Source organism: Halomonas sp. SpR8 (genome assembly GCF_031010195.1).
GTDB lineage: Bacteria > Pseudomonadota > Gammaproteobacteria > Pseudomonadales > Halomonadaceae > Vreelandella.
This window is the reverse complement of sequence record NZ_JAUAMC010000009.1, coordinates 1-15,817: the sequence shown is the minus strand read 5'-3', so window position 1 is coordinate 15,817 and position 15,817 is coordinate 1. Positions and strand designations below refer to the sequence as shown.

Annotated in this window: 14 protein-coding genes; 2 read left to right on the top strand and 12 right to left on the bottom strand. The window is 55.1% G+C overall.

What is annotated here, in order from left to right:
- Window positions 1–7: 7 nt before the first annotated feature.
- The 6 genes from QT230_RS16815 to ampD all read right to left on the bottom strand — a co-directional run bounded on the left by QT230_RS16815 (window position 8) and on the right by ampD (window position 8,254).
- On the bottom strand, window positions 8–751 hold the full coding sequence (locus QT230_RS16815; RefSeq protein WP_308323265.1) for a class I SAM-dependent methyltransferase: 744 nt from the start codon (window positions 749–751) through the stop codon (window positions 8–10).
- Window positions 748–1,446, bottom strand: coding sequence for a tRNA (adenosine(37)-N6)-threonylcarbamoyltransferase complex dimerization subunit type 1 TsaB (tsaB, locus tag QT230_RS16810; protein WP_308323264.1), 699 nt, complete (start codon window positions 1,444–1,446; stop codon window positions 748–750). The genes QT230_RS16815 and tsaB overlap by 4 nt, the downstream gene beginning before the upstream one ends.
- Window positions 1,447–1,570: 124 nt before the next feature.
- Window positions 1,571–2,224, bottom strand: coding sequence for an adenylate kinase (gene adk, locus QT230_RS16805; protein WP_308323262.1), 654 nt, complete (start codon window positions 2,222–2,224; stop codon window positions 1,571–1,573).
- Between the two features lie 268 nt (window positions 2,225–2,492).
- Entirely contained in the window at window positions 2,493–4,538 is a 2,046-nt protein-coding gene (aceF, locus tag QT230_RS16800) for a pyruvate dehydrogenase complex dihydrolipoyllysine-residue acetyltransferase (RefSeq protein ID WP_308323260.1), read from the bottom strand.
- 58 nt (window positions 4,539–4,596) lie between these two features.
- Window positions 4,597–7,269 carry a pyruvate dehydrogenase (acetyl-transferring), homodimeric type gene (gene aceE / locus QT230_RS16795; protein ID WP_308323258.1) on the bottom strand — a complete coding sequence of 891 codons (2,673 nt, stop codon included), beginning with the start codon at window positions 7,267–7,269 and terminating at the stop codon, window positions 4,597–4,599.
- Between the two features lie 397 nt (window positions 7,270–7,666).
- On the bottom strand, window positions 7,667–8,254 hold the full coding sequence (gene ampD / locus QT230_RS16790) for a 1,6-anhydro-N-acetylmuramyl-L-alanine amidase AmpD (RefSeq protein WP_374694478.1): 588 nt from the start codon (window positions 8,252–8,254) through the stop codon (window positions 7,667–7,669).
- Between the two features lie 137 nt (window positions 8,255–8,391).
- Between ampD and nadC the strand changes: the two genes are divergently transcribed.
- The gene (gene nadC, locus QT230_RS16785; protein ID WP_308323254.1) at window positions 8,392–9,246 is read left to right on the top strand and encodes a carboxylating nicotinate-nucleotide diphosphorylase; all 855 of its coding nucleotides are present in this window, start codon (window positions 8,392–8,394) and stop codon (window positions 9,244–9,246) included.
- 4 nt (window positions 9,247–9,250) lie between these two features.
- Here the strand turns inward: nadC and QT230_RS16780 are convergent, their stop codons facing one another.
- Window positions 9,251–9,781 carry a GNAT family N-acetyltransferase gene (locus tag QT230_RS16780; protein ID WP_308323252.1) on the bottom strand — a complete coding sequence of 177 codons (531 nt, stop codon included), beginning with the start codon at window positions 9,779–9,781 and terminating at the stop codon, window positions 9,251–9,253.
- A 101-nt stretch (window positions 9,782–9,882) separates the two neighbouring features.
- On the opposite strand from QT230_RS16780, the gene tsaA reads away from it, so the two are divergent.
- Complete coding sequence (gene tsaA / locus QT230_RS16775) at window positions 9,883–10,632, top strand: tRNA (N6-threonylcarbamoyladenosine(37)-N6)-methyltransferase TrmO (protein ID WP_308323251.1); 750 nt, start codon at window positions 9,883–9,885, stop codon at window positions 10,630–10,632.
- Window positions 10,633–10,691: 59 nt separating this feature from the next.
- On the opposite strand, the gene QT230_RS16770 is transcribed toward tsaA, so the two are convergent.
- From QT230_RS16770 to QT230_RS16750, 5 genes are all read right to left on the bottom strand, one after another.
- The gene (locus tag QT230_RS16770) at window positions 10,692–11,612 is read right to left on the bottom strand and encodes an SH3 domain-containing protein (RefSeq protein WP_308323249.1); all 921 of its coding nucleotides are present in this window, start codon (window positions 11,610–11,612) and stop codon (window positions 10,692–10,694) included.
- Between the two features lie 78 nt (window positions 11,613–11,690).
- Window positions 11,691–12,005: a DUF6447 family protein gene (locus tag QT230_RS16765; protein ID WP_308323247.1), complete on the bottom strand. Its 315-nt coding sequence runs from the start codon at window positions 12,003–12,005 to the stop codon at window positions 11,691–11,693.
- 62 nt (window positions 12,006–12,067) lie between these two features.
- Window positions 12,068–12,463, bottom strand: coding sequence for a hypothetical protein (locus tag QT230_RS16760; RefSeq protein ID WP_308323245.1), 396 nt, complete (start codon window positions 12,461–12,463; stop codon window positions 12,068–12,070).
- Between the two features lie 89 nt (window positions 12,464–12,552).
- Window positions 12,553–13,332: an OmpA family protein gene (locus QT230_RS16755; RefSeq protein WP_308323243.1), complete on the bottom strand. Its 780-nt coding sequence runs from the start codon at window positions 13,330–13,332 to the stop codon at window positions 12,553–12,555.
- Window positions 13,333–13,391: 59 nt separating this feature from the next.
- Window positions 13,392–15,817 (bottom strand): YadA-like family protein (locus QT230_RS16750; protein ID WP_308323241.1); only part of this gene is annotated, 2,426 nt, incomplete at its 5' end.

Sequence of the window (15,817 nt, the reverse complement as noted above, 5' to 3'; positions counted from 1 at the left end):
GAGCCGATTAGCGCACTAATGAACGATGCACATATAAATCGTAGCGGCTGGTTTTACCTTCTAACGTGTGCTGTGGCGCTGGGCCAGCGATGGGCGGCGCCTTGCGAGGCCGCTTTACCACCACGCGATGCGTAGCCACATCCAGCGCCGCTTCCAGCAGGCGTGGGGCATCATTATCATCACCGGCTAGCTCGCGAAATAGACGCATCTCTTTTTTCACCAGCGCCGATTTTTCGCGATGGGGAAACATCGGATCCAGGTGTATCACTTGCGGCGTAAAATGAGCGCTGGCGACGAGCTCCACGAGAGATTGAGCGGCATCTCCATGACGTAACGTCATTCGGGCGGCAATAGCCGCCGTATCGCTATGTCGAGAGGCGCGCTTTAAACCGTCCGCCAGCAAAGCCGCGATCGCCGCCACCCGTTCAATTAACAACACCTGAGCGCCTAGGCTTGCCAACACAAACGCATCGCGGCCTAGCCCTGCCGTTGCATCCACAACGCTTGGCGTTATACCTTTACTCAGCCCACACGCTTTGGCGATTAGCTGCCCCCGCCCACCGCCGAAGCGACGCCGATGCGCGGCTTTGCCCGCCGCAAAATCAACGCTTAGAGGGCTGCCATAACGCTTCTCTTCACCCACCAGCACCAACCCTTCCTCGCGCTGCTCTAAACGCAAACCTTCCGGCAGCGCAATGCCTTCATGATTGATCTCAACATAGCTCTCTAAATAGCTGTCTACAAAGCTCATGCAGGCTTTTTCCAGGCCACATCGTTGCGCAGATAAACCGGCTGAACCAAATGCGCGGCCTGCCCCAAACCAGCGGCAAAATCGCGTGCCGCCAGCCACGCCATCTCTTCTGCGCGGGGTTCTAAATCGTCCAAATGCTGGGGCATGCTCAGCTGCACATCGACAGTGAAGCGCTCCCATAGCGTAAAGCCGCTACCCACGCCTACCCAGTCGGTTTCGTCACCCGGCAGGCGAAGCGCTTCGGGGGCCAGCACGGCCTCCTTACTCATCGGGGTGATGGCGTCTTTCAAGCAGTGCCAGGTCGCGGCGTATATCTCGCCCATACGGGCATCCAAAGCCGTCACCACGTGGCGCAGGTGGTAGCGGCGATGCGCCTGAAGGGCCAATGCCTCAAGCGTTGAGATGCCCAGTAATGGGCAATCAAGGCCAAACGCGAGTCCTTGTGCGGCACCTGCTGCTATACGTAGCCCGGTAAACGACCCAGGTCCCCGACCAAAGGCCACCGCATCAAGTTGGGAAGGTTTTAGCTGCGCCTCGGCAAGCACTTCATCCACCATCGGCAACAACCGACGGGTATGGGCGCGAGGCGTCATCTCAAAGCGCGCCAGGCACTCAGTACCCGAGGCGTCTTGGCGCAGTAGGGCTGCAGAGCAGGCGCCTGAAGAGGCATCCAGGGCAAGCAGGTGTAACGGCATAGCAAATGGCCACTCGAAATAAAGGTTGTAGCATTATACCTTTGTCACACTAACACGACGATGGCCCGCATTAAGCGGGCCATCGGCAAAGGCGAAAAGAGCTTTTGTTAGCTAAGGGCTCTTATTAGCTAAGGGCTTCTTTAACTTGGCGGGTAATATCCGTCACGCTGCCCACGCCTTCGATGCGGTGGTACTGTGGAGCGCTCTGAGGATCTTGCTCGGCCCACTGCTGGTAGTAGTCGACCAGCGGCGCCGTTTGATCGTGGTAAACCGACAGGCGGTTACGCACCGTGGCCTCTTGATCATCCTCACGCTGTATCAGCGTCTCACCGGTGACGTCATCCTTGCCCGGCTCTTTGGGCGGATTGTGTTCAATGTGATAAACCCGGCCAGAGGACTGGTGCACGCGGCGCCCCGCTAAGCGACTCACGATCTCTTCATCCGGTACGGCAATTTCCACCACGTGATCCAGTTTGACGCCGCCCTCTTTCATGGCGTCGGCCTGGGGGATCGTGCGCGGAAAGCCATCGAACAGAAAGCCGTTCTCGCAGTCGGGCTGGCTGATACGCTCTTTGACCAGATCAATGATAATGTCGTCAGACACTAGGCCGCCGCTGTTCATGATCTCTTTTACTTTCAGACCCAGCTCAGTGCCATCTTTAATGGCCGTGCGCAGCATATCCCCGGTGGAAATCTGAGGAATCTTAAATTGCTCGCAAATAAACTGAGCTTGAGTCCCCTTCCCCGCGCCGGGGGCACCCAACAGGATTAAACGCATGGCACTGCTCCTTGAAGTTCTTAGTATGAAAAAAGAGTACGAATAATGAGAATGAAAATTCTGTTAACTGACAATAACCGCGCCTCTCGGGCGACACAACTCCCCAAAAGCCTGATAGACCCGCTTTTATGTCACTTTTTTAACGTCAAATCAGTCAGGTGACGCAAAACTACCACTTTGGTCGCCCTGCGATAGACTTAATCGGCCTATTAACAAGCACAAGCGGCGCCCCGAGGGGCGCCGCTTGTGAAAAGCACATCGCTACCAATTACAGCAGTAAGCGACGAATATCGGTCAGTACATCGGCCAGGAAGGCAGTAAAGCGAGCCGCGTCGGCGCCGTTGATCGCACGGTGATCATAGGAGAGTGACAGCGGCATCATCAGACGCGGCTGGAAGGCGCTACCGTCCCATACCGGCTTCATCTGCGCTTTAGAGACCCCCAAAATCGCCACTTCCGGCGCGTTGACAATCGGTGTAAACGCCGTGCCACCAATCGAGCCAAGGCTCGAAATAGTGAAGCAGCCACCGGTCATCTCGTCGCGCTTGAGCTTTTTGGTCTGGGCTTTTTTGCCTAGCTCGGCCATCTCCTTGGCAATCTCGATCAAGGATTTTTTATCGGCGTTGCGTACCACCGGCACCATCAGGCCATCGGGCGTATCCACAGCAATCCCGATATGGACATAGTTCTTCCATACCAGGGTCTCACCGTCGCCCTTCAAGCTGACGTTGAACTGCGGGAATTTACGCAGTGCAAAAGCACAGGCTTTAACCATAAATGGCAGCGGCGTCAGCTTGGCGCCCTGGGCTTCCGCTTCGGCTTTCATTGCCTTGCGGAAAGCTTCCAGCTCGGTAATATCCGCTTCGTCGAACTGCGTGACATGCGGCACATTGAGCCAGCTACGATGCAGATTGGTTGCGCCCATTTTGAGCAGGCGCCCCATCGGCTTCTCTTCCACTTCACCAAACTGGCTGAAATCGACTTCCGGAATGGGCGGGATCCCCGCGCCACCGGTAGCCGCTGCGGCACTGGGTTGAGCCTTGCCTTGATTGGCTACCGCTTGCTTCACGTAAGACTGTACGTCCTCTTTGAGCACGCGGTCTTTCGGTCCACTCGGTTTCACCAGTCCTAGATCAACGCCCATTTCACGAGCCAACATCCGCACCGCTGGACCGGCATGAACCAGCTTGCCATCGCGGGGCTTGTGGGCTGCCATCTGGGCTTCTGGGCTGGGCGTACCTGCCGGAGACTCAGCAGGTTTGCTCGGCTTGGCTTGTTTCTGCTCAGCTTTCTCAGACCCGGCCTCAGAGGCGGCTTTTTTCGGGGCAGCTTTTTTGCTGCCCGCCACTTCGATATAGCCAATCACATCGCCTTCGGAGACGGTGTCACCCTCTTTAACGGTTAGCTCAAGGAGCTTGCCTTTATAGGGGCTGGGCACGTCCATAGAGGCTTTGTCGGACTCCAGGGTAATCAGCGGGTCTTCTTCGTTGACCTCGTCGCCGGCAGCCACGCCGATTTCAATAATCGGTACGTCAGAGGAGCCGGAAAGATCCGGTACGCGAATCTCTTTACGCTCCGGTTCACCGCTGGCGGCTTCTTCGGGCTCGTCATCCGGCTCAACCGCTGCTTGTGGTTCGCTGGCTTGGTTGGATGCTTGGTCGTCAGAAGCGTCTTCGCTGTCATCGCCATCTTCGCCAACGATTTCCATCTGGCCAATCACATCGCCTTCGGAAACGCTGTCGCCCTCTTTCACTGTGAAGCTGACGATTTTACCGCTGTAGGGGCTGGGTACATCCATGGAGGCTTTGTCCGACTCCAGGGTAATCAGCGTGTCTTCGGCTTCGACCTCATCGCCTTCACTGACGGCGACTTCGATAATTTCGACACTGTCAGCGCCGCCGAGATCCGGCACTTTGATATCAACCGTCTGCTTACCACCCGCTGACTTTTTAGCAGCGGGCTTCTGCTCTTGCGACTGCGTTTGAGACGAGGCTTGCGGCTTGTCTTCTTTTGCTGGCGCTTCTTCTGGCTCAGCGTCGTCGCTACTGCTCTCTTCGCTACTGCTGTCGCCGCCGCCTTCAACTTCGAGTTCTACGATATCGTCACCTTCGGAGACGCTATCGCCTTCTTTGACCAGTACTTTGATGACCTTGCCGCCTTTAGGCGCCGGTACATCCATGCTGGCTTTGTCGGATTCCAACGTGATCAGGGTGTCTTCCGCTTCAATAACGTCGCCTACTGACACCGCAATCTCGATGATTTCAACATCGGTATCGCCGCCGATATCGGGAACTTTGATGATTTCGCTACTCAAGGTCGCGCTCCTTCCAAATCGGATCGAGCCGGTGGGCAAGCGCCCACCGGGCAGCGGTTTAGCTAGTCAGCGGGTTAGGCTTATTAGCGTCAATGCCGTACTTCTTCAGCGCTTCGCCGACCAGCTTGCGATCAATTTCGCCGCGATCAGCCAACGCACGCAGCGCCGCTATCGTCACGAAGTAACGGTCTACTTCGAAGAAGTAGCGCAGCTTCTCGCGGGTGTCTGAACGGCCAAAGCCATCGGTACCCAATACAGTGTAGTCACCCGGTACCCAAGCGCGCACCTGGTCGGCATACAGCTTCATGTAATCGGTAGACGCGATAACCGGGCCATCGCGCCCTTCCAGGCACTTGGTGACGTGGGGCTTATTAGCCTCGGCGTCAGGACTCAAGAAGGCTTCACGATCAAGCAGCAAGGCTTCACGACGCAGCTCATTAAAGCTGGTCACGCTCCAGATATCGGCACCGATGCCCCAATCGTTCTCAAGCAGGACAGCCGCCTCTTCTACTTCACGCAGAATAGTGCCCGAGCCCAGCAGTTGAACGCGGCCTTTGTCACCCTTGGTTTCACGCAGTAGGTACATGCCTTTGACGATATCGTCGGCGGGTACGTTTTCCAGCACCGGGTGCTCGTAGTTCTCGTTCATCACCGTCAGGTAGTAGAAGCAGTTCTCCTTATCGGTGAACATCCGCTTCAGGCCATCCTGCATGATGACCGCCACTTCATGGGCATAGGTCGGGTCATAGCTGCGGCAGTTGGGAATGGTGGAGGCCTGAATCAGGCTGTGACCATCCTGGTGCTGCAAACCTTCGCCGTTAAGCGTGGTACGCCCTGCGGTACCGCCAACCATAAAGCCGCGCGCCTGCAGGTCGCCCGCCGCCCAGGCCAAGTCGCCAATGCGCTGGAAGCCGAACATCGAGTAGTAGATGTAGAACGGCAGTAGCGTGACGTTGTTGTTGCTGTAGGAGGTCGCCGCAGCAATCCAGGCCGACATCGCGCCCGCTTCGGTAATGCCCTCTTCGAGGATCTGGCCTTTTTGATCCTCGCGGTAGAACATGATCTGGCCTTTGTCCACCGGCTCGTACTTCTGACCTTCCGAGGTGTAGATACCCAACTGGCGGAACATGCCTTCCATACCGAAGGTGCGCGCCTCGTCGGGGATAATCGGCACGACTTTCTTGCCTAGCTTTTTATCTTTCACCAAGCCATTAAGTACGCGCACAAACGCCATGGTGGTGGAGACTTCACGACCTTTCGAGCCGCCCATCTGCGAGGCAAAGGTTTTATCTTCAAGGCTGGGGATCTCGAGTGCCTCAAAGTCGCTCTGGCGGCTAGGCAAGTAGCCACCCAGACGCTCACGCTGCAGGTGCATGTACTTAAGCTCGGGAGAATCGTCTTCCGGCTTGTAGTAAGGCACATCTTTGAGCTGCTCATCGGTGATCGGGATACCGAAACGATCACGGAAGGTCTTGAGCGCTTCGTACTCCATGCTCTTAACCTGGTGCGCTTCGTTAGCCGCTTCGCCGTCGCCACTACCCATGCCGTAACCTTTAACGGTATGCGCCAGGATGACCGTAGGCTTGCCATTCGAGGTGTTAACCGCCTCGTTATACGCCGCGTAGACCTTGAACGGATCGTGGCCACCGCGGTTGAGCTTCCAGATATCTTCGTCGGAGAGGTCGTTGACCATCGCCTCGGTTTCTGGATATTTGCCAAAGAAGTGTTCGCGCGTGTACGCGCCGCCGTTGGCTTTGTAGTTCTGATACTCGCCGTCGACCGCTTCGTCCATACGCTTCTGAAGGATGCCTTTCTTGTCCTTCTCAAACAGCGGATCCCAGTGGCGTCCCCACACGACCTTGATCACGTTCCAGCCAGCGCCGCGGAAGACGCCTTCGAACTCGTCCATAACGCGGGAGTTGCCGCGCACAGGGCCATCAAGGCGCTGCAGGTTACAGTTGATAACGAAGATCAGGTTGTCGAGATTTTCGCGACCAGCCAGTGAAATGGCACCCAGCGATTCCGGCTCGTCACACTCGCCGTCACCCATAAAGCACCAGATCTTACGGTCGTACATATCCTTCAGCTCACGGTGATGCAGGTACTTCATCACGTGGGCTTGATAGATCGCTTGAATCGGGCCCAGACCCATGGAGACCGTGGGGAACTGCCAGTAGTCAGGCATCAACCACGGGTGCGGGTAGGACGAGAGGCCATCGCCATCGACTTCCTGGCGGAATTTGTCCATCTGCTCTTCAGACAGACGGCCTTCCAAATAGGACCGCGCGTAGATACCCGGCGCCACGTGCCCTTGGATATAGATCAGGTCCCCGGCGAAGTCGCCCTGTGGGGCGCGGAAGAAGTGGTTAAAGCCCACGTCATACAGGGTCGCCGACGACATAAAGCTGGCAATGTGGCCACCCAGGCCCGGCTTGGCGCGATTGTTGCGAATTACCTGGGCGATGGCGTTGTAACGGATCAAAGAGCGGATACGACGCTCCATGAACAGGTCGCCAGGCATCGGTGCTTCGCGGTGAACCGGGATCGTATTTCGGTGCGGGGTTGTCACCGAGAAGGGCACCTTCATGCCGTCCCGACGCAGGCGATCTGCCAGGCGGGTCATCAGGTAGCGGGCACGATCTTCGCCCTCACGATCCAATACCGATTCCAGGGAATCAATCCATTCCGTGGTTTCGATCGGATCGAGATCTTCTCTTGTCTCCAGACTCATAGAGGTCTCTCCGAATGACGATAAATGACAATAATCCCCGCTACCCAAGAGGGCCTGGAACGGCGGTGTGGAACTCCAACACACGCCAGTATACAGCCGGTGAATGAACGCCGGTTAGGGGTTTTAGCTCTATATTCAACAAGCTACGTACTTATTTAGATGCTTATTGATGTAGTAAAACTACATGATGCTGTTAAGCGTTAGCCTTTTGTATAGGGGAAGATACCGTAAAGTCGCCACGCTGCCAATTCTGTCGCAGTGGAAAAGCCTATCGAAAACAAACTATTGCACTGCAACATAAGCAAGCTATAGAGTATTAGCGAGACCTACTACCGATCCATCAATTGTAATTAAACTACCGTTTTATTCTGTTGCCACTGAAACACTTAATGAATTCTTAACGCTCAATACAGGATACCAGCCGCTGCTGAAAGTACGCCCAATCAAACGCCGGGCCAGGGTCCGTTTTACGCAGCGGCGCCACGTGGGCATGACTGGTTATACGCGTACTGTTGAGCTGTGGATAGCGCGCCATTAGCCACATCACCGCCTGTGTTAAAGCGTGATACTGAGCCCTGGTGTAAGGAGTTACATCATCGCCCTCAAGCTCAATACCTACCGAGAAATCGTTGAGCGCCTTCCGACACGTTGCTTGGCGGGCATCCCACCAGTTTGACCGCCCGGCATGCCAAGCGCGCTGATCTGTATCAACAAACTGCACGCACTCGCCGTCGCGGCGAATGAGTAGATGCGCGGAGACTCTCAGATGAGCAATTTCAGCAAAAAATGGATGCGCATCGACCGCCAACTGATTGGTAAACAGCGCTTCAATGGCATCACCGCTAAACTCGCCCGGGGGTAAGCTGATCGCATGAATGAGCAATAGTGAAACTTCTTGGTCAGGCCGAGCGTCACAATTGGGTGAGACGACTCGCCGAGCGTTTTCCCACCACCCGCTAGGGGCGTATCGTTTTTCCACGCGCAAGGCCTCCTTTGATTAGCGCTCTCCTACCACTCACTTTCACTGTTCTCTTTCACTTCTGTTTTTCACTTCTGTTTTTCACTACTGTTTTTTCACTACAATGCCAGACACACTTAGCAACGCTCAGAGAATTCCCTACCATGCATTATCAGTCCGCTCTTGCTGAAGAACTCCGTGCCAGCGCTGCTCGCCTGCTGGCAGAAGACGTTGGCCCAGGTGATATTACCGCGCAATTAATCCCTGAACACCAGTGGGCCACCGCCGACATTATTACCCGTGAAGCCGCCGTGCTATGCGGCGCGGCCTGGGTGGATGAACTGTTTCGCCGCCTGGATAACCGGGTCAGCCTGAGCTGGCAGGCCGCCGATGGCGACAAGCTTGAGGCTGGCCAGTGCTTTCTGACCCTAGAGGGCCCCGCTCGCACCCTGCTTACCGGCGAGCGCGCGGCGCTTAATGTGCTGCAAACGCTGTCGGCGACAGCTACCGCTACCCGCGCCTACGTCGATCTCATTGAAGGCACTGGCGTACGCCTGCTGGATACCCGTAAAACGCTACCCGGTATGCGCTTGGCGCAAAAATATGCGGTCACATGCGGTGGCGGACACAACCACCGCATTGGGCTGTGGGACGCTTTTTTGATAAAAGAGAATCACATTGCCGCCTGCGGGGGCATCCAAGCGGCGGTTGCCCAGGCGCGCAAGCTAGCCAACGACCTACCGGTAGAGGTCGAAGTAGAAACGTTTGAGGAGCTGGATCAGGCGCTTGCGGCGGGAGCCGACATTATCATGCTCGACAATTTCGCCATTGAAGACCTGCATGTGGCCGTTGAAATTAATGGCGGGCGAGCCACGCTAGAAGCCTCAGGCAACGTCGATGCGACAACGCTAAAAGCCATCGCCGACACCGGCGTTGACTGTATTTCTAGCGGCACACTGACCAAAGATATCGCCTCCATTGATCTTTCGATGCGCATTACGCGCAGCTACAGTGTGTGATTCATCAAGTTTCAACAGCATTCAGTGGCTTGGACAGCCGATAGCGCAGCAGTCGCTCCCCGCTGCGCTCGACCCACTGCTCGCCTAGGCTCTCCCAGCCGCGGCGCAGCATGCGCGCATAAAGCACCAAACTCACTTCAATCTCAACACGTCCGGCGCCCTGCTCCAGCAGGATACGCTCGGCGTGCACCAACAGCGTCGTGCCGATGCCACGACCAGACAGCGAGGGCCACACATAAAGCGTTTCAATCCGTCCGGCGGCTAAATCCATTTCCAGAAACCCCACACAGCGGCCATCGCAGGTGGCAACAATCGTCGTATAGAGCGCCTGGCGCGCCGCCCACGCACTGCTCTCTCGGGGTAATGCCTGAGCCCAGGCTTTCCTCTCTGAAAGCGAGTAGTGCGTCGCTGCACCCTGCATGACGGCGTGATAAAACACTTCCGCCTGATCAGCGGCATCACGTGCCAATGCAGCGCGATACGTTACCCGCGCACTCGTGGGTGCCGGCGCTGGTTGCTCTGCGGTACTGGTCATAAGCCCCCTCTGAGCTGTAATTGATAACGTTTAGGCCATCGGCCTGTTTTATACTACGCTCTTCAACCGGACGTGGATCAAACCTAACAAAAGGCAGTGTGATGGATGACGCCCCTAACCGCGAGCACTTTACGCTAACGCCCATTGGTCACGTAATCAGCGATTACCCTGACAAGTTTGGCATTCCGCGCCAGCCGGGGCTCGCCCCCGCTGCCGATGCTCGACTAGTGCTCACCGCCCCCTACAATAATCCACTTGCGGTGCGCGGCCTAGAAGACTTCAGCCACCTGTGGCTGAGCTTTATTTTTCATCAAAGCCCTGATCGCTGGACACCGCTGGTAAGGCCGCCGCGACTGGGCGGCAATAAAAAGGTCGGCGTTTTTGCCAGCCGCAGCACCCATCGGCCTAACCGTTTAGGGTTGTCACTGGTGAAACTAATCGGCATCGACACCCAGCAAGGCGTGGTGTTGACGTTACAGGGCTGCGACTTGGTCAGCGGCACGCCGATAATCGATATCAAGCCTTACCTGCCCTGGGCTGAATCTCAGCCTGACGCACAGGCTGGCTTCGCGCCACAGGCACCGTCACTCATGGCGGTCACCTTTCACCCCGCGGCACTGGACACCCTCGCTCAACGACAAGACAGCGCCACTCTGCACGCGTTGATTGAACAGGTACTGGGCCAAGACCCCAGACCCGCTTACCAACAGCAAGACACTGCCTCAAAGCGGCTTTATGGCGTTCGGCTGCGTGATGTGGACGTTAAGTTTCGCCCTCGCCAAAAAGGCGAAGCCACCACCTTAGAGGTGATGGCTATCGAGCCTTACGCTGAGAGCAATGGAAACGCTTAGCTGGAAAACAACAGCCAACGCCCTTGTACGCCTCAATCCCCGGCCCAAGCCGCTGAGCATCATTCGATAAGCGTATTCGATACCCAACCTAATGTTGGGATGCCCTCCTCCTGTTCAAAGTACACTTGACTCCACCCGTCGGTACTTCCCAACACATGAACAGAATCGCTTCTTGACAGCGAAGCGATACGATCAAAATCCGTATTAGAACCCGCCCGAATATTAACGTTATTACCTGCTATCTGTTTCTCTTCAAGATGCTGAAGGCTGGCCGCTATATTTTCTTGAGCAAGCGAGTTCCCCCCTTTCGCTGCCATGACAAACCAGAAAACAGCCCAGGCATGGTTACGCTCTACACCATTTCCATTGGCATAAAGTGCTCCCAGATTATTTTGCGCAAAGGGATCATTTTGCTTGGCTGCTCGCTCGTACCATTCAAATGCACGCGTGTAGCTTTGCTCAACGCCTTGGCCATTTTCATACAGACTACCAATGTTATTTTGTGCAGCAACAAAGCCCTGCTCAGCTGCTAATTCAAACCACCGGGCGGCGAGATCAGGAGCCGTTTCAACGCCCTGCCCTTCCAAATAGAGCAAGCCTAGCTGAAACTGCGCTGCGGCATTGCCCTCTTCGGCGGCTTGTTCGAACCAGCGTGCAGCATCGCCAGGCTCACCTTCAATAGCGCCTAGGAGATAAAGCTCACCTAGGCGCACTTGTGCATCCATCATGCCGTTGTCGGCAGATAAGCGATACCATTTGTAAGCCTCATCAAGATTTTCGCTAACGCCCTGCCCACGTTCGTACATCATACCTAACGCAAACTGTGACTCGGCATCGCCACGCTCGGCGGACGTTCGCCATTCATGAATAGCGGAGGCATAGTTTTGATGACTGTACTCCTCAAGGCCGGCATTATAATCAGCATAAGCGAGGGCGTTGACCACCCAAAGCATGAGCCCCACCCAAGGTTTTATCCTCATAAACTGCGTTTCCTGTGAAAATGCCCGATAGACGTTAGCCTATCGGGCAAAAGGGGTTACCGATACTTTCTAAACCGCTTATTTTACCGGCGCGGCATTTTTAATGGCGTCATTAAGCTCGCATGCGTATGTATTTCGCGCTGTCTGTGTAATTGCCAACTGGTCTCTAAGGCGCTGTAACTCCTGGTCTGTAACACGCAGATTTTGGAGCTGTTCACGCCCTTGCTGCCCCAGGCTTTCCAGCGTGTATTCTTGACCATCAATCATCACTGTCGGCTGCGTAGCTTGGCCCCCTTCCGCGTTGATGGCGGAACTTTCTGGGAGATTATCCTTATTGTCATTTTTACCGCTATGACGACTCTTTTCTTGATGGGTAGAAGGCTGCTTACTCATACCAATATTTACCTTAAAACGCTAAAGTCATTAACTTACCAAGTTGAGTGTGCCTACTCGAATCATGAATTACCTTCAATTTCTTCGGCATCTATCTCTTCTTCCGAACCTGTTCCAATGCGCTGATGCGTGAGTACACATAGAACGCCAGCTTGGGTGTGCTGAATCGAAAAATTCGTGTCGCAATAAAGCGCCATTGTGTTCAGCACACGATTTTCGAGCACCAGAGGATTTTGTGCGTCCGTATTATTGATGGCCAATCTTGCCATAAATAGTCCTCCTTCTGGGCAATCTAGGGCTTGCTCATCGCTTGAGGCAACGCATAGCGTCCCCTGGTCAATTGGCTTAACGTCTTCACCCTCAGAGGACTCAGCGAATACCCCCATACTCACAATTGACAGCCCAACGGCGACGATAACCGCGATGAAAAATGTGGCGATATATCCTGCGTACTTCATATAACGTTTTAACTCTCTATATGTTTATAAAAATAGGGGCTACAGAAAACAGCCCCCAACGGCGATTAACTAACAAGTGCGGTCAGTATTTAAAGCACGCTTTCAGTAATAGTGAATTCTACCCGGCGGTTGGGTTTTAAACACGCCTTAACGCTTGGAGTTGCTACCGCTCCTGGACACTCCACTACGGGGTCTGCCTCACCTCTTCCCGCCATGGTTATATCGCCACTATCAATACCTTGACTGCTAAGGTAGGCACCTGCCGCTTCAGCTCTTGATTGCGACAAACCCGCATTGTATTTCTCGCTACCAAAACGGTCTGTATAGCCAACCACAAACAGACTAGGCACCGCGTAATCGCTATTGGCTGTCTGCGCAACTCTTGCAAGCGCACGCTGACCTTCCAGCGACAGTTGGTCGCTATCAAAATCGAACAGCACATCACCTGAGAGCGTCAACTTTTCTTGCCGTGGCTCTTGTGCAATTTCCTCTACCTCGATAGGTGCCAATAATGATGGGCACTGCGCATCTCGCCAACGAGTGCTTTCCAGCGCCATATCATCGTTAAAGTGCACTTGATATTGGCAGGTAATGTAGTCGTTCCCAACCCCTGTATAGAGATTAAAAACGTAGTTCCATTCCTGAACACCAAAGAACCCTTCAGTAAAATGCGGATTTCCTATCAGCTGACGCACTTGATCCTTGGTTTGCCCTTCCGTAATACGCAACACGTCCTCAGGATTCACAAACTGCCCACCCGCATGCCAGTTTTCATCAAGAGCGGGGAAACCATCTTCCGCATCGCGCAGCTCTGTTCGGTCGTTGTTAGGTGGACTTGCACAGCCTGACACTGTAAGCACGGCAGCCATGCTGGCGGCCCCTAGGGCCGCCTTAACGCTAATATGTAGATTATTCATAATATTTTCCCTTACCAGTGCCAGCCAACGCCAAGGCCGGCCCCAAAGTTTTCTTGCGAATCACCAGTGACCTTACCCTGGAGAATCCAACGGCCATTATCGGACAAGCGCGACACCCCTACTGACACAGCGGATTCTCCGCCGTAGGTACCTGCACCCACACCTACCATGCTTTTGCCTGGCATCCATGCTTGAGGCACAGTGGAGGCCGCGATAGCACTGGCTGAACCGGCGTTTGCATCACGCTCAACGTCACTAATACGTCCATGAACATTATTGATTTCATTAGCGAAACGCTGGTTAAGTTCTTGCATTTGTCCAACGTTGACGGCATCAGTCGCATTCACACCAGGTGCTACGTTACTGATGGTAGTTCCCTCTTCGCCGCGTAATGTAACGGTGCTGTAATCCACGTTACCTTCGTCATCACGTGCATAGTTCACAGCGCCCTGCTGTACCGCATCAAGCTGACGAACGTTAACCGCATCGGTTTCTTGGGTACCGCCCGCCACGTTAGTGATTTGACGCTCGCCGCCTTCACTACCCACGGAAACAGCACCTTGGGTAGAAGCAACCGCTTCGTTGGAGAATCGCTCACGCTCACCGTTCATCCCCTCACGATCAGCAACTGAGTCAGCACCCAAGGCCACACTGCCCTCTGCTTCTGCCTGAGCACCGACGCCAGAAGCAACACTACGGTCACCCTCAGCGACGCTACTCGGCCCCATGGCTATGCTGTCGGTTCCACGAGAGTCGGCCGCAGGACCATCGCTGTTTGCCCGGAAGTATTTTGACCCTCCTTGCTCGATACTCGTGATTTGATCCTGCACATCCCAAAGCTGACCGCCATTCACCGCATCTGTACTGCCCTGAGAAACGTTACCTGCCGCCACGTTGGAAATCGTCGTGCCTTCCTCGCCCTCTAAGGTAATGGTGGAGTAATCAACGCTACCGTCATCGTTACGGTCATACTTAACGCTCTGTTCGTCCAGATTGGCTAAATCACCGGTGATATTAGTGATATCGCCTTCAACAGTGTTAACACGGCTATCAAGACCATCAACGGCTTGGTTAGTGGCGTACAACTGGCTGCCGTTAACTGCATCGGTACTTTCAGCAGAAATGCGCCCTGCTGCCACGTTGGTAATCGTGCGCTCAGCACCTGCATTACCCACGCTAACCGTAGCCACCGGGGATGCTCCGGCAAACTGATAGGTTTGGCCGGCAATCTCAACCGAAGAGGTACCTACGACTTCTGACGTCTGGGCACCCGCTCCCAACGCCACGCTGCCCTGATGAGAAGCCACCGCTTCATAGCCCATTGCCAGCGCTTGTTCGGCGCTAGCGCTTGCTTCGTAGCCTACAGCTGTAGCTCCCTCAGCTTGGGCAAAGGCATCGCTGACGCCCAAGTCACCATCGTTGGTACGCACATAGCGAATACCACGGCCATTTTGATTGATGTACTCATCGCTGCTGTCGCCCACAATGTTGACGAAGTTACCCTGCAGGTTTTCGATCCATTGATTGGTGGCGTAGAGCTGAGAGCCATTAATAGCATCGGCACTATTTTCACTTAGCTCGCCATCATCCACGTTAGCGATACCCATACCACCTGCATCAATGCCGCCGCTGGCGGTGATGCTCGGGCCATCAGCAATGGTCAGGCCGTCGTTGGTGACCGTTGTGAGGTTACCCTCACCGTCGTCAACGGCGAGACCAGCGTTATTCACCAAGGTGTTGCCTGTGGTGACGCTGTCCAGATCGAGATCACGGTTCAGGGTAATCTCAACCTCGCCATTATCATCGATACCGGTCTGCGCCACGCCGATATTGCTATCGCCGGTGAACGCGACGTCACCGTTCGGGCCGATGTTGGCCGCATTACCGTCGGCATCGGTGACGTTCCAACCCGCGCTAGCCGTGGTGTTCACCAGGTCCAACTGCTCTTCGGTGGCGGCTCGACCCGCTTGTGCGAAGTCGTTGCCGTCGAGATCACGGTTCGTCAAGCCACCGATGGTACCGCCATTAGCGTCGATGACGATTTCATTAGCCGTGCCCGTAGCCGGGTTGGCGGCGACGGTGATCGTGCCTGCTTCTACCGTGGTGGTGGCGGTTGGATTACCGGTGTTGTCGTTTACTACTAGACCATCCGTATCTAACACACTGTCTCCAGTGTTGACGCTGTCCAGATCAAGATCACGGTTCAGGGTAATCTCAACTTCGCCGTCGTCGTCGATACCGGTCTGCGCCACGCCGATATTGCTGTCGCCGGTGAACGCGACGTCACCGTTCGGCCCGATGTTGGCGTCGTTGCCATTCGCATCCGTCACGTTCCAGCCCGCGTTGGCAGCGGTGTTCACCGAGTCAATCGCGTCGTGAACCGTGTCTTCACCGGTGTTGCCAACGTCACTGGTGGTGATGGTGCCGTCTGCATTAA

Bases quoted from the DNA above. Each gene is read 5' to 3' on its own strand.
- adk (WP_308323262.1), bottom strand. From the start codon at position 2,224: ATGCGTTTAATCCTGTTGGGTGCCCCCGGCGCGGGGAAGGGGACTCAA.
- QT230_RS16765 (WP_308323247.1), bottom strand. From the start codon at position 12,005: ATGAGTAAGCAGCCTTCTACCCATCAAGAAAAGAGTCGTCATAGCGGT.
- tsaA (WP_308323251.1), top strand. From the start codon at position 9,883: ATGGATGACGCCCCTAACCGCGAGCACTTTACGCTAACGCCCATTGGT.
- tsaB (WP_308323264.1), bottom strand. From the start codon at position 1,446: ATGCCGTTACACCTGCTTGCCCTGGATGCCTCTTCAGGCGCCTGCTCT.
- nadC (WP_308323254.1), top strand. From the start codon at position 8,392: ATGCATTATCAGTCCGCTCTTGCTGAAGAACTCCGTGCCAGCGCTGCT.
- QT230_RS16770 (WP_308323249.1), bottom strand. From the start codon at position 11,612: ATGAGGATAAAACCTTGGGTGGGGCTCATGCTTTGGGTGGTCAACGCC.
- QT230_RS16760 (WP_308323245.1), bottom strand. From the start codon at position 12,463: ATGAAGTACGCAGGATATATCGCCACATTTTTCATCGCGGTTATCGTC.
- QT230_RS16755 (WP_308323243.1), bottom strand. From the start codon at position 13,332: ATGGCTGCCGTGCTTACAGTGTCAGGCTGTGCAAGTCCACCTAACAAC.
- QT230_RS16780 (WP_308323252.1), bottom strand. From the start codon at position 9,781: ATGACCAGTACCGCAGAGCAACCAGCGCCGGCACCCACGAGTGCGCGG.
- aceE (WP_308323258.1), bottom strand. From the start codon at position 7,269: ATGAGTCTGGAGACAAGAGAAGATCTCGATCCGATCGAAACCACGGAA.
- QT230_RS16815 (WP_308323265.1), bottom strand. From the start codon at position 751: ATGAGCTTTGTAGACAGCTATTTAGAGAGCTATGTTGAGATCAATCAT.